The sequence below is a fragment of the Treponema sp. J25 genome (genome assembly GCF_004343725.1).
In the GTDB taxonomy this organism is placed as follows: domain Bacteria; phylum Spirochaetota; class Spirochaetia; order Treponematales; family Breznakiellaceae; genus J25.
In genome coordinates this window covers 19,139-36,268 of sequence record NZ_PTQW01000013.1, presented here as the reverse complement: position 1 = coordinate 36,268, position 17,130 = coordinate 19,139, and the positions used below count along the sequence as shown (strand labels likewise).

The 17,130-nt window shown below is 48.3% G+C and carries 17 protein-coding genes; 8 read left to right on the top strand and 9 right to left on the bottom strand.

Features of this window, described 5'->3' with window-relative positions:
• Positions 1-34 precede the first annotated feature (34 nt).
• A complete protein-coding gene (locus C5O22_RS04505) occupies positions 35-922 on the top strand; it encodes a hypothetical protein (RefSeq protein WP_132780008.1) in 888 nt (295 codons plus the stop codon).
• Positions 923-961: 39 nt separating this feature from the next.
• Positions 962-2,137 (top strand): hypothetical protein, encoded by a 1,176-nt coding sequence (locus C5O22_RS04500; RefSeq protein ID WP_132780007.1) that lies wholly within the window; start codon positions 962-964, stop codon positions 2,135-2,137.
• A 254-nt stretch (positions 2,138-2,391) separates the two neighbouring features.
• Here the strand turns inward: C5O22_RS04500 and C5O22_RS04495 are convergent, their stop codons facing one another.
• Positions 2,392-2,838, bottom strand: a complete 447-nt coding sequence (locus C5O22_RS04495) for a PTS sugar transporter subunit IIA (protein ID WP_132780006.1) — start codon at positions 2,836-2,838, stop codon at positions 2,392-2,394.
• 54 nt (positions 2,839-2,892) lie between these two features.
• Between C5O22_RS04495 and C5O22_RS04490 the strand changes: the two genes are divergently transcribed.
• Positions 2,893-3,303 carry a hypothetical protein gene (locus tag C5O22_RS04490; protein ID WP_132780005.1) on the top strand — a complete coding sequence of 137 codons (411 nt, stop codon included), beginning with the start codon at positions 2,893-2,895 and terminating at the stop codon, positions 3,301-3,303.
• A 172-nt stretch (positions 3,304-3,475) separates the two neighbouring features.
• On the opposite strand, the gene C5O22_RS04485 is transcribed toward C5O22_RS04490, so the two are convergent.
• Together C5O22_RS04485 and radA are read right to left on the bottom strand one after the other, a co-directional pair.
• Positions 3,476-3,763 (bottom strand): RNA-binding regulator, encoded by a 288-nt coding sequence (locus C5O22_RS04485; protein ID WP_132780004.1) that lies wholly within the window; start codon positions 3,761-3,763, stop codon positions 3,476-3,478.
• Between the two features lie 292 nt (positions 3,764-4,055).
• Positions 4,056-5,447, bottom strand: a complete 1,392-nt coding sequence (radA, locus tag C5O22_RS04480) for a DNA repair protein RadA (RefSeq protein WP_132780003.1) — start codon at positions 5,445-5,447, stop codon at positions 4,056-4,058.
• 240 nt (positions 5,448-5,687) lie between these two features.
• Here radA and C5O22_RS04475 point away from each other — a divergent pair, with 240 nt between their 5' ends.
• The 5 genes from C5O22_RS04475 to C5O22_RS04455 are packed head-to-tail and all read left to right on the top strand — an operon-like array spanning position 5,688 to position 9,793.
• Positions 5,688-7,214, top strand: coding sequence for a 2TM domain-containing protein (locus C5O22_RS04475; protein WP_132780002.1), 1,527 nt, complete (start codon positions 5,688-5,690; stop codon positions 7,212-7,214).
• Entirely contained in the window at positions 7,211-7,612 is a 402-nt protein-coding gene (locus tag C5O22_RS04470; RefSeq protein WP_132780001.1) for a response regulator, read from the top strand. Before C5O22_RS04475 ends, C5O22_RS04470 begins: the two co-directional genes overlap by 4 nt.
• A 3-nt stretch (positions 7,613-7,615) precedes the next feature.
• On the top strand, positions 7,616-8,005 hold the full coding sequence (locus C5O22_RS04465; protein WP_132780000.1) for a DUF2721 domain-containing protein: 390 nt from the start codon (positions 7,616-7,618) through the stop codon (positions 8,003-8,005).
• Between the two features lie 12 nt (positions 8,006-8,017).
• Complete coding sequence (locus C5O22_RS04460) at positions 8,018-8,884, top strand: hypothetical protein (RefSeq protein ID WP_132779999.1); 867 nt, start codon at positions 8,018-8,020, stop codon at positions 8,882-8,884.
• 12 nt (positions 8,885-8,896) lie between these two features.
• On the top strand, positions 8,897-9,793 hold the full coding sequence (locus C5O22_RS04455) for a DNA-methyltransferase (RefSeq protein WP_132779998.1): 897 nt from the start codon (positions 8,897-8,899) through the stop codon (positions 9,791-9,793).
• 260 nt (positions 9,794-10,053) lie between these two features.
• On the opposite strand, the gene htpG is transcribed toward C5O22_RS04455, so the two are convergent.
• The 6 genes from htpG to sufC form a co-directional block, all read right to left on the bottom strand.
• Positions 10,054-11,913 (bottom strand): molecular chaperone HtpG, encoded by a 1,860-nt coding sequence (gene htpG, locus C5O22_RS04450; protein ID WP_132779997.1) that lies wholly within the window; start codon positions 11,911-11,913, stop codon positions 10,054-10,056.
• Between the two features lie 201 nt (positions 11,914-12,114).
• Positions 12,115-12,543, bottom strand: a complete 429-nt coding sequence (gene sufU, locus C5O22_RS04445) for a Fe-S cluster assembly sulfur transfer protein SufU (RefSeq protein ID WP_132779996.1) — start codon at positions 12,541-12,543, stop codon at positions 12,115-12,117.
• Between the two features lie 12 nt (positions 12,544-12,555).
• Positions 12,556-13,989 carry an aminotransferase class V-fold PLP-dependent enzyme gene (locus C5O22_RS04440; protein WP_132779995.1) on the bottom strand — a complete coding sequence of 478 codons (1,434 nt, stop codon included), beginning with the start codon at positions 13,987-13,989 and terminating at the stop codon, positions 12,556-12,558.
• Positions 13,986-14,831, bottom strand: a complete 846-nt coding sequence (locus C5O22_RS04435) for a SufD family Fe-S cluster assembly protein (RefSeq protein WP_132779994.1) — start codon at positions 14,829-14,831, stop codon at positions 13,986-13,988. Before C5O22_RS04435 ends, C5O22_RS04440 begins: the two co-directional genes overlap by 4 nt.
• Positions 14,828-16,237 (bottom strand): Fe-S cluster assembly protein SufB, encoded by a 1,410-nt coding sequence (sufB, locus tag C5O22_RS04430; protein WP_132779993.1) that lies wholly within the window; start codon positions 16,235-16,237, stop codon positions 14,828-14,830. The genes C5O22_RS04435 and sufB overlap by 4 nt, the downstream gene beginning before the upstream one ends.
• Complete coding sequence (gene sufC, locus C5O22_RS04425; RefSeq protein WP_132779992.1) at positions 16,218-17,006, bottom strand: Fe-S cluster assembly ATPase SufC; 789 nt, start codon at positions 17,004-17,006, stop codon at positions 16,218-16,220. The genes sufB and sufC overlap by 20 nt, the downstream gene beginning before the upstream one ends.
• Positions 17,007-17,130: the final 124 nt, after the last annotated feature.

Genomic DNA, 17,130 nt, shown 5'->3' with positions numbered 1-17,130 from the left:
TAATAGTATAACCCGTTTTCAGGAGGATGCATACATGAGGAATCTCTTTTTTTTAATTTTGATTATGGGCCTCGTCTTTTCTTCTTGTGCGAATGTACCCCCATCGGTTTCAAAGGAAGAAAAAAGTCCTGGGGAGTCCGTCCCGGTAGTTGTGGAAAAAGAACAAAAAGTTTCGGCCCCCAAAACGGTAACCGTCACAGTGCCTCTAGAAAAGAAGGTGATTACCCGTTTTGCTAATGGAGCGGTGGATGAATACTCAGTCTCTGAGTATGATGAAAAGTTGCAGTTTCTCCGGAACCAAAAGAAGTTCTCTGCCTCGGGAAGTCTCTTAGAACAGGCGGAATATGCCTACAATGGCAATCGTTTGGTCTCCAAAACCATAAAGGATGGGGAAGGGAAAATTCTTTCGGTTCGCAACTATGGTTATGATGCAAAGGGCCAGGTGGTTCAGGAAATCCTCCTGGATGGAAATGGAAAACAGCTTTCCGCCTTTGAATATGGGTATGATGGGGCGGGAAACAAAATCCGCTGGAAGATTCTGGATGGAAACAATAGCCTTGTGGCCGAAACCGTCTATATCTATGATGGTTCTGTCCTGCGTAATGCGGAGCTTCGGGATGGAACGGGTAAAAAAACAGGGGCAAGTTTTTATGAATACACCCCTGAGGGTACGTTGAAGAGTATCACCTATTACAACGCCGGAGGCGCGGTTACCCGGATTGAGCGATTTACTTACCTGAATAATCGACTGGTAAAAGAAGAACGGACCACGGCGGGTGGACAAATATTGCAAATTGTTAGTTATGAATACGGGTCTCACGGGGAGGTCCTCAAGAAAACGGTGGACGATCGGCAAGCCCGTTCTCAGCAAGTTTTTGAATACGAGTACGTCTATCGACAGGATCAAAAAGTGGTGAAGTAGGTTGGTATTGATTCTGTGGAGTAAGGAGATAGGTAATTTATGATGAAACGCCAAGGTTGGATTCCTCTTGTCATGGCTATGCTGGTGGGGGGAGTTTTGTTTGCGGCCGAAGAATTGGATGTGTACACCTATATGTACGAACAGGCGACCTCACCTCAGGAACGGCTCGGAATACTGAAGAATGTGGCCGAAGCGAGGATTCAAGGGGCAGGACAACTTTATGCCACAGCCCTTTCTAGAATTCTTCTTGATGTGCCAAACCTGAGGACCGCCGCGGAACGACAGGCTACGGAGGAATCTGTCCGGCTTATTGTTCAGATGTTGGGAGATGCCAAGTATGGAGGAGCTGCGGCGGATCTCTGGAAAACGGTACAATCTTTTTCAAATCCCCTGGTAAAGGCGGACGCTTTGATCGCCCTGGGACGCATCCGGGCAAATGAATACTTTGAACAGGTTGTTCGAACCTTACAGGACCTGAATACCCAGGTCCCGCCAGACCCTGAGGCAGGGGAGAAGATTGCCTATGGGGCTATTTTAGCTCTGGAAAAATATCAGCGCCTAGAAGGGTATTTGCCCGTATTCTTTGCTTCTATTGGTTGGTATACCCAGCGGGTTCGTAACCAGGCAGAACGTTCTTTGCCGCTGATTGCCGAAAATCCCGAGGCGCCCCTCTCTTCGGTGATTCAGTCCCCGGGCTATTCGTATGAAGTTCAGTCTCTGGCGCTTAAGAAAATGGACGAATCGGCGGCCCCAGGGGCTTCTAAATCCCGGGTCGCAGCCCTTGCTCTGCAGCAAGCCTGGAAGGCCGTAACCCAGGATGTAAAACAGCGGGTTCAGCTTGGTAATATGCGAAAAATGGCCCTGACGATGCTGCGGCGCTATGGTACCAGCGATACCGCTTTATTAGCTTCCCTTGAACGTTCTTACAAAGAGGGTATAGATTTTGAAGAACGGGTAGGGGCTGTGGAAGTTTTGGCGGGTATGGGAAGCGATGATGCGGCTCGTCTCTTGGCCGCTTTCTTAATGGAGATGAATACCAAGCGTCGGAGTAACCTGATAACCGCTGAGGACGAACGGATGGTTCGGGCCTTGATTCCCGCCTTAGGAAAGACAGGAAAATCCATTGTGCGCCCCGCATTGCAACAGGTGGAGTTTGTGGATTGGACAGATGCGGTTAAGAACCTGGCAAAGGAAGCCCTAGGGAATATAAAGTAGTGCATTTTTAAAAAGGGTGATTTCTCTTTTGAATCGAATAGTAATAAAAAAGTGGAAAGATTAATGAAGGAAATGGCGGGGGATAAAAGCTCCCGCCGCTGGTAGGATTTCCCTCGGGGAGATCTTTTTCCCCTTCAAAAAAGGGAGAAAATTTTTAGGCGCCCCGAATCTGGGAAATGATAGAGGATGCACCTCCTCATTTTATGAAGAGGTGCCCTCAGGTGCATTCAAGAAGCTGTCAGAGGAAACCGTTTTTATTCTGTTAAGATACGGACTACTTCTTCCGGAGTCTTGGCTGCCAGGATTTGGGCTCGTTTTTCTGAACTCTTAAAAAGTAGGCTTATTTCAGCTAGAAACTGAAGATGGGGCCCCGTTTTGTCTATCGGAGAAAGGGTCATGATAAAAATTCTGCAGGGTTCGTGGTCAAGGGCATCAAAATCAACGGGCTTTTCTGAAATTCCAATGCAGGCAACCAATTCCTGAATAGTCGGTGACTTCCCATGGGGAATCGCAATGCCGTGCTTCATGCCGGTGGACATTTTCTGTTCCCGCTCCATGATGGCGGTGTATGCAGCTTCCCGGTCCTTTATTTTCCCATTTTGTACGAGGATGTCTAAGAGCTCGTTGATTATCTCTTCCTTTGTGGTTCCTTTGAGGTTGAGACGGATGAGATCCTTGTTAAGCACTGTCTTGAGGTTCATAGTAATAGTTTAGAATCCCTTGGCGGAAAAGTCAAGGTTTTTCGTAATTTTGCAATGGTTGTACATAAAATAGCAATGCAGTATGATGATACTATGACAGGGGTGGAACATTTTTTATCCGAATTGCATCGTCTGGAACAGCAGAAAGGGTCCTTCACCGAAAAGAACCTGCGGTGGGTGTATGAACAATGTGCGGCCCTTTTAAAGAGTACGTTCGGATCTGTTGTGGTGGATGAATTGTTTTCATATTGGAAAGATACCTATGGTGTACGGGAGCCCCCTCAGTGGCTGATGTTGGGCTATCTGACGGCTTTCCTTTGCAGAGAATATGAAGAAAGCACCATGCCCCTTTCGGTTCAAGATTTTGAAGAGATACGACTTACCCTTGATAGTGCCGCCGATGAAATAGATATAGGGGTCCTTACCGAATTATATAACTTCTTTGTTGAAAAAGGATATTTTTAACTTTTTTCTTCTTGATTTTTAGCAAAGGTAAGGATAAATTTTATATTGAAGAATGGATAGGGCTTTTAAAAAGCCCGAATGAACGGTTGTTCATCCCTGTTCCCCGAGCTAATGGTCGGGGCGCCGGGTGAGAACACGGACAAGCCGGCACGAGGCCGGCTTTTTTTATGGTTTACCAGCGACCGTAGCCCCGATCGTCTCGGTCCCGGCGGGGTTTGTCCATGGCTTCATTTACCCGCAATTGTCGTCCTTCGAACTCTCGCCCATTGATTCCTGCAATAGCAGCGCTCGCCTCTTCGTCGCTGCTCATTTCTACAAAACCAAAACCTTTAGAATTGCCGGTTTCACGGTCAAACACAATCTTGGCGGATGCCACATTACCGAAATTAGAGAACAAGGTCCGCAGACTTTCTTCCGACGTGTTGTAGGATAAGTTACCCACATACAGTTTCTTGGCCATCGAGAAAATTCCTTCTCCCAGATAAGCGCCTGGGTGCGCTATATACTCCGCGAAGATACAAACCTTCGCGTTTCCATGCCCTCTCTACGAAAGGGTCCTGGATACAATTACATGAGAGGGAATTGATAGAACCGGAAGCAAGGATCGATGAGCCAGAAATGCGGAATCACACAATCTTCTAAATAACCGTCTACTATACAACTAATTCCCACTTATCAATTCAAAGCGTATCCTATCTTTGAGGAGACGTCAAGCCTGAAAATTCAAAATAATGAATTTTTAATTCTTTTTTTTATTTTATTTGCGCAAAAAGTTCAGGGATCAGGGATTTTAGATCCTGTATGGTATGGTACGCCCCCATTTCTGAAGTAAAAACCTCTGGGGAGGTCTCTTTCCCCTCGATTTTGGGACCAAAATACGACTGGAATCCCAGACTGGTTGCCGTTTTGTATCGTACCAGGGCTCGGCGAACTGGCCGTATTTCCCCGGCCAGCGTCAGTTCTCCTGCCATAATGCTGGAATCAGGAATAGGAATCCCTGTCCTGGCAGAGTAAAGGGCCGCAGCGATCGGGAGATCGGCTCCCACATCGGTGAGCCGTATGCCTCCGGCCACATTTATGTATATATCCTGGTCGGAGAGTCGGAGATTAAGATGTTTTTCGATGGTGGCGGCCAATCGGGAAACCCGATTAGTATCGATTCGGTCAGAGAAGACGCGACTTATGGCCCCCTTAGATTCTACCATGAGGGCTTGAATCTCTACGAGGAGCACCCGGCTGCCTTCTACTACGGCCGCCTTTGCAACCCCCGCGGGGAGGGGCCCATCTCGGGGGACAAGAAAAAGCCGGGAAGGATCTTCCACTGCCAGCATACCCCCTTCGGTCATGGAAAAAATTCCAATTTCGTCGATAGACCCGAACCGATTTTTGGCGGCCCGCACAAAGCGATATTCCGTATCGTTTTGTTCAAAATATAAAACCGTGTCTACCATGTGCTCTATACTTTTGGGTCCAGAGATAAGGCCATCTTTGGTTACGTGGGCCACCAAAAACAGAATCGCATCATGATTCTTTACCCAATCGATAAGTTCATAGGTACAATATTTTATCTGGTTGATGGTGCCTGGTACCTGGCCGAGTTCGGTGGTATACAGGGTCTGAATGGAATCGATGATAATCAAGATGGGTTTTACCGCATCCAGAACAGGGAAAATCTCTTCCATGTGACCGGTGCATAATAGCTCAATCTTATCGCTGGTAACTCCTAATCGGTCGGCCCGCATCCGAATTTGGCCCGCCGATTCTTCTCCTGAAATATAGAGAACCCGACCAGTGCATTGGCTGGTGGCTGCCGCCTGGAGTAGCAGGGTGGATTTCCCGATGCCCGGTTCTCCTCCTACCAGGATGGTGGAACGTTTCATCATACCCCCACCGAGGACACGGTCAAGTTCTGCAATTCCTGTGGAAATTCGATTTCCCTCATGGGGGTCTATTACCGAAAGGGGAAGAGAAGAGAGCGGTGGATGGGAAGCATGGGATGCAAGCGGTTCTCTCGTATCATGGACCATTCTTTCTTCGAGGGTGTTCCAGGCGCCGCATTCGGGGCAGCGCCCAAGCCATTTCGGCTCTTCGTGTCCACAAACGCTGCAACGAAAGATAACTGTCCGGGATTTCTTTGCTTTCATAGGACCGGTCCTTTCCATGGTAATGACAGATACAAAACGGATTTTCCCTCTTCTTATGGTTGTGCTTTTAGTGGGATTGCTATATGCTCTTAAGTAAGGAATAGGATGAGCAATCCCTTTCATGGTATAATACCGTATAGAAGCGGTTTATGTAAGTTGATTGAAAAGTCCTGGAAGAAGCTTAGAAGCAAGCTTCTTTAAGCTTTAAACAGAATTTACCCGCCGTTATATTTTAAGAGAATGGGATGGAGAAACCACCAGAATACTATGGAAAAGGATAACGAAAAAGAAGAAAGGAAAGAAAATCCCCTTCACCAGGAAAGAGAAAAGAACCGTGTGCCCCGGCGGAGCCAATTCTCGGAGGAATTTACCATGGCGGCCAGAGAAGTAGGCGAGGCTATCCGGGAAGTGAAGGATGCCTTTACGGAAGCGCTGGTAATAGTAAAAGAGGAATATAGAAAATCGAATGGCAATGGAATGGAGTTAAAGGATGCTCGGAAGGTAGAAAAGATTCTTAAAAAAAAGGTGAGACAACGGGTACGACATCAGATCGAGGATGAAGCAGAAAATAGCGAACCTTCATATTCTCCGCTGGATGAGTCGGAATCTTTCGAAGCCTACTCTCTCTATTACGAGAAAATCCAGCGAGAAGCCCATCGTTCTCCGGGGGAATTCTGGGGACATTTGGTTTCTTTTGTGGTGGTTAATGCGGGGCTAATGGCCCTTAATATGCTCGTTACTCCCGGTTTCCCCTGGGCCCTCTTCCCCTTTGGAGGCTGGGGGATCGGGCTTTTAACGGACCTTGTAAAAGCTTTTAGAAAAAAGGAGAAGCTAAAGGAGCTGGAAAAATTGCCGCCCCTGAGAGAAGAAGCTCTTGAATTGTTTAAAAAGCTTCAGAAAAAAAAGGATGAACACTCCGAAGAGGTGGCCGCTCTTGTTCCTACAAGTCTTTTCCTGTACATGATCAACATGATAACCACCCCTGGTTTCATGTGGAGCCTTATCCCTATTGGGGGCATGGTTATAGGAGGGCTCACTGGTTTCTTCTCAAAAAGGGGGGAGATTACGGAGCTTGAACGGACCTTGAAGAATGCTCTCCAAAAGGGCGGGATGACCTCGAGGAGAGGCGTTGATATGCCCGTCCGTCGTTCCGAGGAGAAGGTGTCTGATCCCTATGAGCAAATAGTTCTGGATGCCCGCTCATTACGGGACGCAATCCGGGAAATGATACAAGGCACCGCTCATTCTCGGAAAGGCCCTCCCCAGCCTCTTCCCGGGACCGAAGAATTTTTACCCTTGTTAGATTTATATGTGGAAGAAATAGCATCATTAGTTGATAAACGGCGAGAAATTGCTACAATTATAGAGATGATACCTGTTGGAACTTTACAGCAGGATAAGGTGCTCTTGAAGAAAAAGCTGGAATCGACCGAGACGTCGGCCATGTTACGAGAAGAGTACCAACGGGCCCTTGCGAATATCGAAAAACAGGAGCGTTCCTTGCGGGAATTGCAGGATGAAAAGGAGCTCATGGAAATAAAGATCCGTTCTTCCTTCACGGCGCTCCAGCAAATGCGTCTCGATGTGGCTCGTTTAATAAGTCTTGCTGGGGCCAGCCAGAAAGGGTCTATCGAACAGGTGGACCATACGGCGGAGGAACTTCGTCGGTATATCCAGGACCTTAAAGCAGGATATGAAGAGTTGAATCAGTTTGAAAGTAGTACCAAGAGATTTTTAGAACAAAAAGATGAGGTAATGGGAAAATGACCACAAAAGAAGCTATTTTATGTGTGGATGATGAGGCCATTATCGTTTTTGCCATGAAACAGGAGCTGAAACGGCACTATGGGGGGCGTTTTGTGTACGAAACAGCCCTCGATGCGGAGGAAGCTCTGGAAATAATTGATGATCTTGTGGGACAGGGAATCGAAGTGGTGGTGGTTATTTCGGACTGGCTCATGCCGGGGATGAAGGGAGACGAATTCCTTATCCGGGTGCACGACAAATATCCCCAGATTGGTCTTATCATGGTAACCGGTCAGGCCGATGATGGGGCCATTGAGCGGGCTATCCAGCAGGCAAAAATATCGACCTGTCTAAAAAAACCCTGGCGTAGTCAGGATCTTATTGCAGCCATCGATGATATACTACAAAAAGCAAGCTAAACCATGGAATTTAATCTGAGTACGCCGGCGTTGCTATTTTCGGCGATTTCACTTTTTATGCTCGCTTTTACTAATCGCTTTTTAAGCCTTGCAACCCTTATTCGTCAGCATGTGGCCCTCTATGAAGAAAAGAAAGACCCAAATACCCTTGCGCAAATTCACAATTTTTACCGGCGCCTTAAGATAATAAAGTATACCCAGATCTTTGCGGTTTTAAGTTTCCTTCTTTGTGTCATCAGTATGTTTATCATCTTTGTTCATGACGAGACCCTGGCCAAATGGTTCTTTGGGGCCAGCCTGGTGAGCCTCTTTGTCTCTCTCCTTTTTTCTCTGCAGGAACTCTTTTTATCCATTGGAGCCCTTAAGCTTGAAATAGAGCGGATAAAGGGATAGGATGGGCAAGGTATGGATCTCTGGGATAGAGAAAGGGAGAAAAATTTTTTTCTGGATACATTGAAAAGCTTTGCTTCGCCCGAGCAGCTTTTTTACAAGCTAGAAGATACATATTATGCATATATTCCAAAAGGTTTTTCTGCAAAGGGACAGGTTCTTCAGAGCAGAAACTCATTGATAGGTCATTACACGGAAAAATGGTGCCAGAAAATTTTGGCCCCAATTGCCCATAAATTGGGACTCCATGCAGTTCAAGGAGTTATATGTGAAGATATAGCTCTTACAAGGCAATCTCCGGCTGATGTAGCCTTTTGTACTACTCCTGTTGCTGAACAGGAAGCGAAAAACGTAAAGTTAATTTTTGAGATTAAAATGAGTATTGTGTCTAATTATAGATACGATGTGCAAACTAGGACTATTTCCTATTATGGTGATTATACTACACATCAGGGTAATCCTTCTCTGTTAAGATCCGATTCTATGCTTAAAGCTATAGGAAAGGCTATCAATATCCGGGTTTCTGGAGATAAAGCCTCTGGTATACCTTTACTAGTGATCGGCAATAGCCCTATTACGGAAAGTTATATAGAAAAAGTGGATTTTTTAAAGGAATCAGGAGTTATTCAAGGATTCTGGTCGCTTAATCCGTATCCTTCTGAAAGTAAAAGTTTCCTTAAACGGACGCCTAAAAAAGGATTTTTAACTTTTGAGAATTATGAAGAATTAGAAAAAGCATGTTTTTCCTTATTAAGTACTCCTTTTTTTTATTTTTCATCTATGAAAACTAAGAAGGAACTGGGACGTATTATCGCAATTGCCAGTAAAGAAAGTACAGATATTGAACGGGCAGAGAAATTCTTAGCGCTTCTGAGGGAATAATGAGGGAATAATATGAAAAGAAAGATCGGTACGGAAACCAGTGCTTTTGGTGTTAGTGGTAGAATAAATCACGATAGTTCAAAATTTTACAATAGTAGGATGTATAAAGAACTGAAGCTAAAAAATGAAGAAATAGGTGAAGAAAATTCCTTCCCAGAAGAATATCGTAATACTATCATCCTAGGGTCTTCCGAAAATATGCAAGAGATCCCCGACAATTCGGTGCACCTTATGATTACTTCTCCGCCTTATAATGCTAATAAAGAATATGATCAGGATCTTACCCTTACAGAGTATCTTTCTTTTCTGGAGCGAGTTTTTCGGGAAACCTATAGAGTATTAGTGTATGGTGGTAGAGCCTGTATTAACATTGCTAATTTAGGAAGAAAACCATATATTCCTCTTTCAGATTATGTTTCTCGTATTATGATAGATATAGGCTTTTTAATGCGAGGCGAGATTATCTGGAATAAAGCATCTAGTGCGAGTCCTTCAACCGCTTGGGGAAGTTGGCAAAGTGCAGCCAACCCTACCCTTCGAGATATTCATGAATATATCCTTGTTTTTTCTAAGGGGGATTATAGTAGGGAAAAAGGAGAAAAAGAAGATACAATCACCCGGGAACAATTCATGGAATGGACAAAATCGGTTTGGACTATAAATGCTGAAAGTGCAAAAAGAATTGGGCATCCAGCCCCATTCCCTGAAGAGTTGCCGTATCGGCTTATTCAACTGTACTCTTTTAAGGGTGATATTATACTTGATCCTTTTATGGGGTCGGGGACTACCGCTGTAGCAGCATTAAAAAGCAGCAGAGATTTTGTAGGATACGAAATTGTTGAAGAATATGTTACCCTCGCCCAAGAACGAATTAAAGTGATAAGGGATCAACCTCTTCTTTTATCTTAGTTTGAGTTTAGTAGGGCTTTTATTAGAGAATGAGAGAAAGCTGGTTAGAGGGTAACCACTCATGCTCTTTTCCCTTTTATAAACACTGAAGAGGGAAAGATTCCTTTGCATAAGAACCATACCCGGCACTGTCTACTGTTTTTTTAGAATAAAAAAAGGCAACAACCACGTGTTGTTTTTATGTGCTTCACGGTGGGAAGAAAAAACTTTTTATGTCGAAGGGCCAAACAGAGATGTTTAGCCCTTGTCGCAAAAAAAACCTATTTTACCAGCAGCCGGTTCAGCCGTTTTACAAAGTCGGCGGGATCCTTAAGCTTAACCCCTTCCACGAGAAGGGCCTGATCGAGCAGAACCGTGGCAACATCGGCGATGTATTCCTCATCGTCCCGGTCTTTAAGGCTCTGTACCAGCGGATGGTTCCCATTAACTTCCAGAATAGGTTGAATATCGGGTATTTCTGTCTGTCCCATGGCCTTAAGAAGCTGGGCAAACTGAATGCTCGGATCGTGCTCATCTGCCACAATACAGGAAGGGGATTCCTGAAGCCGGCGGGAAAGTTTTACGTCTTTTACCTGGGATCCGAGGGCTTTCTTAATCTTTTCGAGTACCGGTTTTAAGGCCTTCTCCTGGTCCTTGTCTTTTTCGGTGCCCAGTTCTTCGTCTGCACCGGCCCGGTTTACCGCTTTAAGGTCGTAGTCCTTGTATCGACCAACGGCGGGGATGACGATGTCGTCAATTTCATCATCCATGATAAGAACTTCGATGCCCTTGGCCCGATAGGCTTCGAGGAGCGGCGAGGCCTTAAGGGTTTTCTCATCTCCCCCCGTGATGTAATAGATAGCCTTCTGGTCGCTCTTCATGCGGGAAACATAGTCGGCCAGACTGGTCCACCCTTCCACGGCACTGCTCTTAAAGCGAACCAGTTCGAGGAGGGCCTCCCGGTTACTGTAGTCCTGGTACAGCCCTTCTTTGAGGGGCCGGTTGTACTGGGAAATAAAGGTTTCCCACTTTTCTTTGTTATTGTCCGCCAGAGCCTTAAATTCGGCCAGCAGTTTCTTAACGGAAGCATTGCGGATGTTTTGAAGGATCCGGTTTTGCTGGAGTATCTCCCGGCTGACATTGAGGGGCAGGTCCTCTGAATCGATAATCCCTCGAATAAAGCGGAGCCAGGTGGGCAAAAGTTCCTTGTCGTCGTCGGTGATAAAGACCCGTTTTACATACAATTTAACCCCCGGCTTGTAGTCCGCATGGTACATGTCGAAGGGGGCCTTTTTGGGTACATAGAAGAGGGTGATGTATTCCAGGGTTCCTTCGGCTTTAGTATGCACATAGAAGAGAGGATCATCCGAATCGTGGGCTATTTGTTTGTAGAATTCATGGTAATCCTCTTCTTTAAGTTCGTTTTTTGATTGGCGCCAAATGGCTGTGGCCGCATTAATCCGTTCTGTTTTGGCTTTGCTCCCCTTTTCTTTACCATCCTTGTCGTATTCTTTTTCTTCGTAGGTAAGATAGATGGGGAAGGCCACATGGTTAGAATATTTTTTGATAATCTCTTCGATGGTCCATCGGTTGGCAAACTCCAGGCCTTCTTCATTGAGATGGAGGATGACCGTGGTCCCCTGGGAATCCCGCTGGGCTGGTTCGATGGTGTAGGTTTCTTTTCCATCGCTGGACCACTTCCAGGCGGCCTCTTCCCCGGCTTTCCGGGTGATTACTTCGATGCGATCGGCCACCATGAAGGCCGAATAGAAACCCACCCCAAACTGGCCGATAAGGTTTGAATCCTTGCGGGCCTCCGCAGAAAGCTGTTCCAGAAAAGCCCGGGTCCCCGACCGAGCGATGGTCCCCAGGGATTCAATCAGGTCGGTTTCATTCATCCCAATACCGTTATCAGAGACTGTAAGGGTCTTTTCCTGTTTGCTAAAGGAAATATCTATGCGGGGATCAAAGACAATACCCTTATACGCATCGTTGGCGACGGTAAGATACTTAAGCTTGTCCAGGGCATCGGAAGCGTTAGAGACGAGTTCCCGCAGGAATATTTCCCGATTAGAATAGAGGGAGTGAATAATAAGGTGGAGTAATTGACTTACTTCGGTTTGAAATTGATGTTGTGACATGGGCGTAGCTGCTCCTTTGTACCATGAGGTAAAAAATGACTATGGCTGTTTATCAGTAAAAAAATACTAAGAAATGAGAAGGGTGGCAAGGGAAAACTCCAGAATAGAAAGGGGCTGTTTTTCTCAGGTTACACTAAAGGGCACCCCTTTTCTGGAAGGCACAACCGCGCAGAACCGTTCCGTGGCCCCTGTTCATATTCTCTATTGCTTTTCTAACTGTTCCACCTGTTCCAGAGCGGCCCGCCAGGCCAGGGCCGCACATTTAACTCGCACGGGTAATCGCGCCACCCCGGAAAAGGCTACCGCATCTCCCATGTCTTCCAGGCTTTCAAGAGGCGCCTCTCCCCGGAGAACTCCCAGAAAGGTAGTGATAAGGGAGTGGGCCTCTTGAAGGGATTTCCCTTCCAGGAGTTGGGCAAGGATATCCGCCGAACTCATGGAAATGGAACAGCCCGTTCCATCAAAAAAGGCTTCCTGGATGAGTCCTTCGGGAGTTACCGAAAGGGCAATGCGGACCTTATCGCCACAGGAAGGGTTTTCCACGTAGGGCACGCCTTCCAGGGGCTTTCTTTTTGTGGGATGCTTGTAATGGCTGCGGATTATAGTTTCGTAGAGTTGAGGATCGTTCATAGCAATGCTCCCTTACAATTCTTCCCGGGCTGCCTCGAGGGCTTCAAGAAGGGCATCTACTTCTTCGATGGTGTTATAGGCTCCAAAACTTGCCCGGAGGCTTGAGACAACCCCAAACCGCCGGGCCAGGGGATGGGCGCAGTGATGCCCCGCCCGCAGGGCAAACCCCTTTGTATCCAGATAGGCCGAAAGATCGTGGGCGTGGATGCCTTCCAGGGTAAAGCTTACAATTCCTGCCCGTTTAAAGGAGGACCGGTGGAGGGTAGAATAGTCGGGGCCCAGGATGCGAACCCCCGGAATAGTTCGTAACCCTTCGTAGAGCCGTTTGCCGAGGAGGGCCTCGTAATGGCCGAACCGATCAGGGCCGTGCCGGTCAAGCCACTCTATTGCTGTCGCCAGGGCAACGGCCTGACTGATGGGGGGAGTCCCCGCTTCAAACTTGTACGGGGGCTCTGCGGGTGTGAACCCATCGAGCCGGACTTCCCGAATCATGTCGCCGCCTCCTAAAAAGGGAGGGAGCTTCTCTAAAAGTTCCTGTCGCCCATAGAGGACCCCGATGCCGAAGGGACCGTACATTTTGTGGCCCGAAAAGGCAAGAAAATCCGCCCCCAGGGTTGGCACATCCAGTTTCATGATAGGCGCCGCCTGGGCTGCATCTACCGCCAGGAGGGCCCCTGCCTCATGGGCCAATTCTCCTATGCGGGATACCGGATTTATGGTGCCAAGGACGTTGGACACCAGGGTCACCGATACCAGGCGGGTTCTGGGGGAAAGGAGCTTCTCGTAGGCTGCAAGATCTAAGAGCCCCTCATCGGTCAGGGGGATGAAACGGAGCACCACTCCCCGTCGTTGAGCTAGAAGCTGCCAGGGCACTATATTGGCGTGATGTTCCATTTCTGAGAGGATGATTTCATCGCCGGGGGCAAGGAGTTCCCCAAGACTGTGGGCCAGGAGGTTAAACCCTTCGGTGGTGCCCCGGGTAAAGATCACTTCTTCCGGTCGGACACCGATAAAAGCCGCCACGCGACGCCGGGCTGCCTCATACTGCTCGGTTGCGGCTTCTCCGAGGCTGTAAATGGCCCGATGGACATTCGCACAGGCTTCGGAGTAAAAGGCCGTTTCCGCCTCCAGGACAACCTGAGGTTTCTGGGTGGTGGCCGCATTATCCAGGTACGCTAACTGAGGATTGGCCCGTAAGAGGGGAAACTCCTGCCGAAGCCGATGGGCTTCCTGAGATAGGGCGGTGAGGGAACTATCCTCTGAGGGGGGAGAAGGGGACACAGAGGAGGGAATTGTATTTTCTGTTTGGGGAACGGATGATGCCGCAAAGGAAATACCATCTTTTTGAGGAAGAGCTATCGACGGAGAAGAGAGGATCGGTGCGGGGCCCCCTTGGAAGTCGGAAGATAGGGGCGTTCCTTTAGGGGCAACGAAGGGCTGTTTCATTGGGGGGTCCCTCCTTCTTTCGGGTAGGCAAGGTGTTCCAGAACAAGGCGCCGAATCTGTTCCTGGTAGAGCTCAGGGAGACGTGGAAAAGCGGGGGCCATGTGGGCCAGTACTAAAAAGGCCCGGCTTTCTTCTGGCGAAATACCCCGGCTCTGGAGATAGTAGGCCTGGTGGGGATCAATGCCGCCAGTGGTGGCCCCATGACTGCAGGACACATCGTTGTTTTCTATTTCAAGTTCTGGGTAAGCCTCTGCGTGGGCCCCATCGTTCAAAATAAGATTACGGATAGAGAGAATACCATCCGATTTAGGGGCCCCTGGGGCAATGTGAATTCGATCTTGAAATACAAGATGGGCGGTCCCTGTCACAACGGACCGAAAGTGGCTGGTGCTGGTTGTGTGGGGAACGTGATGGTGCACAATGTAAGAATGATGTTGCTCTGCTATTCCCCATCCTCCGTATATGCCTACCACATCGACTTTGCTCCCTGGACCTTGAAGTTCTATGACAGTCTGATGCTGACTGAAGAGGCTGTGAAAAACCACCTCGGTTAAAAAAAGCTGGGAATCCTCTTCTAATACAAAATGGTGAAATATATGGGGATGGGCTCCCGAGGCAGGGGTCTCCTGCACCGATACAATATTCTGCGGGGGTATCCCGAGGGAAAGCACCCTGAGACGGGCCCCTTTGTGGAGATGGATCTCCCGATGGGTCGGAACCTCCCCTCCCTGCGGGGGTAACAGGATTTCCTGTTCCTGGTACGCCTGAACGTGAATCACATCCGCCGGGGCAGGATTTTCCAGAGAGACGGTCCTTTGCTGTGGTATTGTTGATGTGTTCATCCGACGGAGCCCTCCATTTCCAGTTCGATAAGGCGGTTTAGTTCGACGGCGTATTCCATGGGAAGTTCCTTTACGAGGGGCGCCACAAAGCCGTTAACGATCATGGCGGCCGCTTCTTTCTCATCGATTCCCCGACTCATAAGGTAGAACAGTTGGTCTTCACTGATCCGGGAAACCCGGGCTTCATGTTCTATGGTTGCCCCGCTACTTCGGATATCGATGCGAGGATAGGTATTTGATACGGAATTGCCGTCCAGAATAAGGGCGTCGCATTCCACCTTGGTTTTAATGTTTTTGAGTCCCGGCTTTGCCATCACAAGCCCCCGATAGCTGGAAATTCCCCCTCCCCGGGATATGGATTTGGAGGTAACCACACTGGACGTATCATCGGCCAGGTGAATTATTTTAGCCCCCGTGTCCTGGTGCTGTCCTGTTCCGGCAAAGGCGATAGAAAGAACTTCGCCCCGGGCTCCCGGCCCTTTCAGAAAAATGGCGGGATATTTCATGGTCACCTTGGAGCCAATGTTGCCATCAACCCATTCCATAAGACCACCGTCGTACACTACGGCCCGCTTGGTAACCAGGTTGTACATGTTGGTGGACCAGTTTTGCACGGTAGAATAGCGAATCCGGGCTCCCTTCAGGGCGATGATTTCTACCACCGCCGCGTGGAGGCTATCCTTTGAGAATACCGGTGCGGTGCACCCTTCAATATAATGAACAAAGGAACCTTCATCGGCGATAATCAGGGTTCGCTCAAATTGGCCGAAGGATTGGGTGTTTACCCTAAAGTAGGCCTGCAAAGGGATTTCCAGCTGAACCCCCGGTGGAACATACACAAAGGAACCCCCGGACCAAACGGCGCTGTTAAGGGCGGCAAACTTGTTATCGTTGGGGGGCACCACGGTGGCAAAATATCGCTGGACCAGTTCTGGATGTTCCTTTACTGCGGTCTCCACATCGGTAAAGATAACCCCCCGTTTTTTTAGATCTTCCCGGATGTTGTGGTACACCATTTCCGAATCGTACTGGGCTCCCACACCGGCAAGCCACTTTTGTTCTGCCTCCGGGAGCCCAAGCCGGTCATAGGTTTCTTTTATTTCCGGTGGGAGCTCTTCCCAGGAGGTCCCCGGCGTTTCGGTAGGTTTTGTGTAATAGGTAATCTCATCAAAATTGATGGCCGACAGGTCTGGCCCCCAGGCGGGAAGGGGTTTACTCTGGAAGTATTCCAGGGCTTTTAGCCGAAAGGTAAGCATCCAGGCTGGTTCGTTTTTAGAAGCGCTGATGGCCCGCACCGTTTCTTCCGTAAGGCCCTTGCCGGTAGTGAATACGGACCGTTCGGGCATGGAAAACCCAAAGCGTTCTGTATACCCCTGGCCAATTTCTTTAAGTACTTCGTGCTGCATAGATTCCTTCCTGTGCCCGAGGAGCCGCGGGATCTTGCTCTTTGAAAGCCCCAAAGCCTTCCCGTTCCAGGGCTTCCACCAGACTAAAGTCTCCGCTCCGGGTAATACGTCCCTGTTCCATGATGTACACCCGGTCTATCGGAATGAGATCCAACAAACGACGGTAGTGGGTAATGATCAGGGCCGAAAAATGGGAGCCCCGCATGCGGTTTATTCCCTGGGCTACGAGGCGCAGGGCATCCACATCAAGTCCCGAATCAACCTCATCAAAAATAGCGCAGCGGGGTTGAATCACTAACAATTGGAGAATTTCGAGCCGTTTTTTTTCACCTCCTGAGAATCCTTCGTTTACCGAACGGTCTAGAAAGGCAGGATCCATATGGAGAATTTCCAGGTATTCCTTAAGTTCCCGGTAAAAGGCGGCATACCCTGATGGGGGATTCCGTCGCAGTTCGGCGATGCGGAAAAGGAACTGGGATACCCGAATCCCCGGTAGCTCTACGGGGTACTGAAAGGCCATGAAAAGTCCTAGGCGAGCCCGTTCATAGGCTGGTAGAGAAAGAAGGTCTTTCCCATCAAAAACGATGGTGCCCTCTGAAATTTCGTAGCGAGGGTCCCCCATGAGCACGTTACCCAGGGTGCTTTTGCCGTTCCCGTTAGGACCCATAAGGGCCACCACTTCTCCTGCTCCCAGGCTAAGGGAGACCCCCTTGAGTATCTCCTTGCCTTCGATACTTGCATGCAGGTTTTCTATAACCAGTGTATTCATGTGTCCTCTCTCGTTATATATGACAATAATAGTCATATTTGGTGATTTCGACAAGGTGGGGAAATAAAAATCGGTCATATATTGGTATGTTGGGGACGGGGCCCGGCGAGAAAATAGAGGAGAA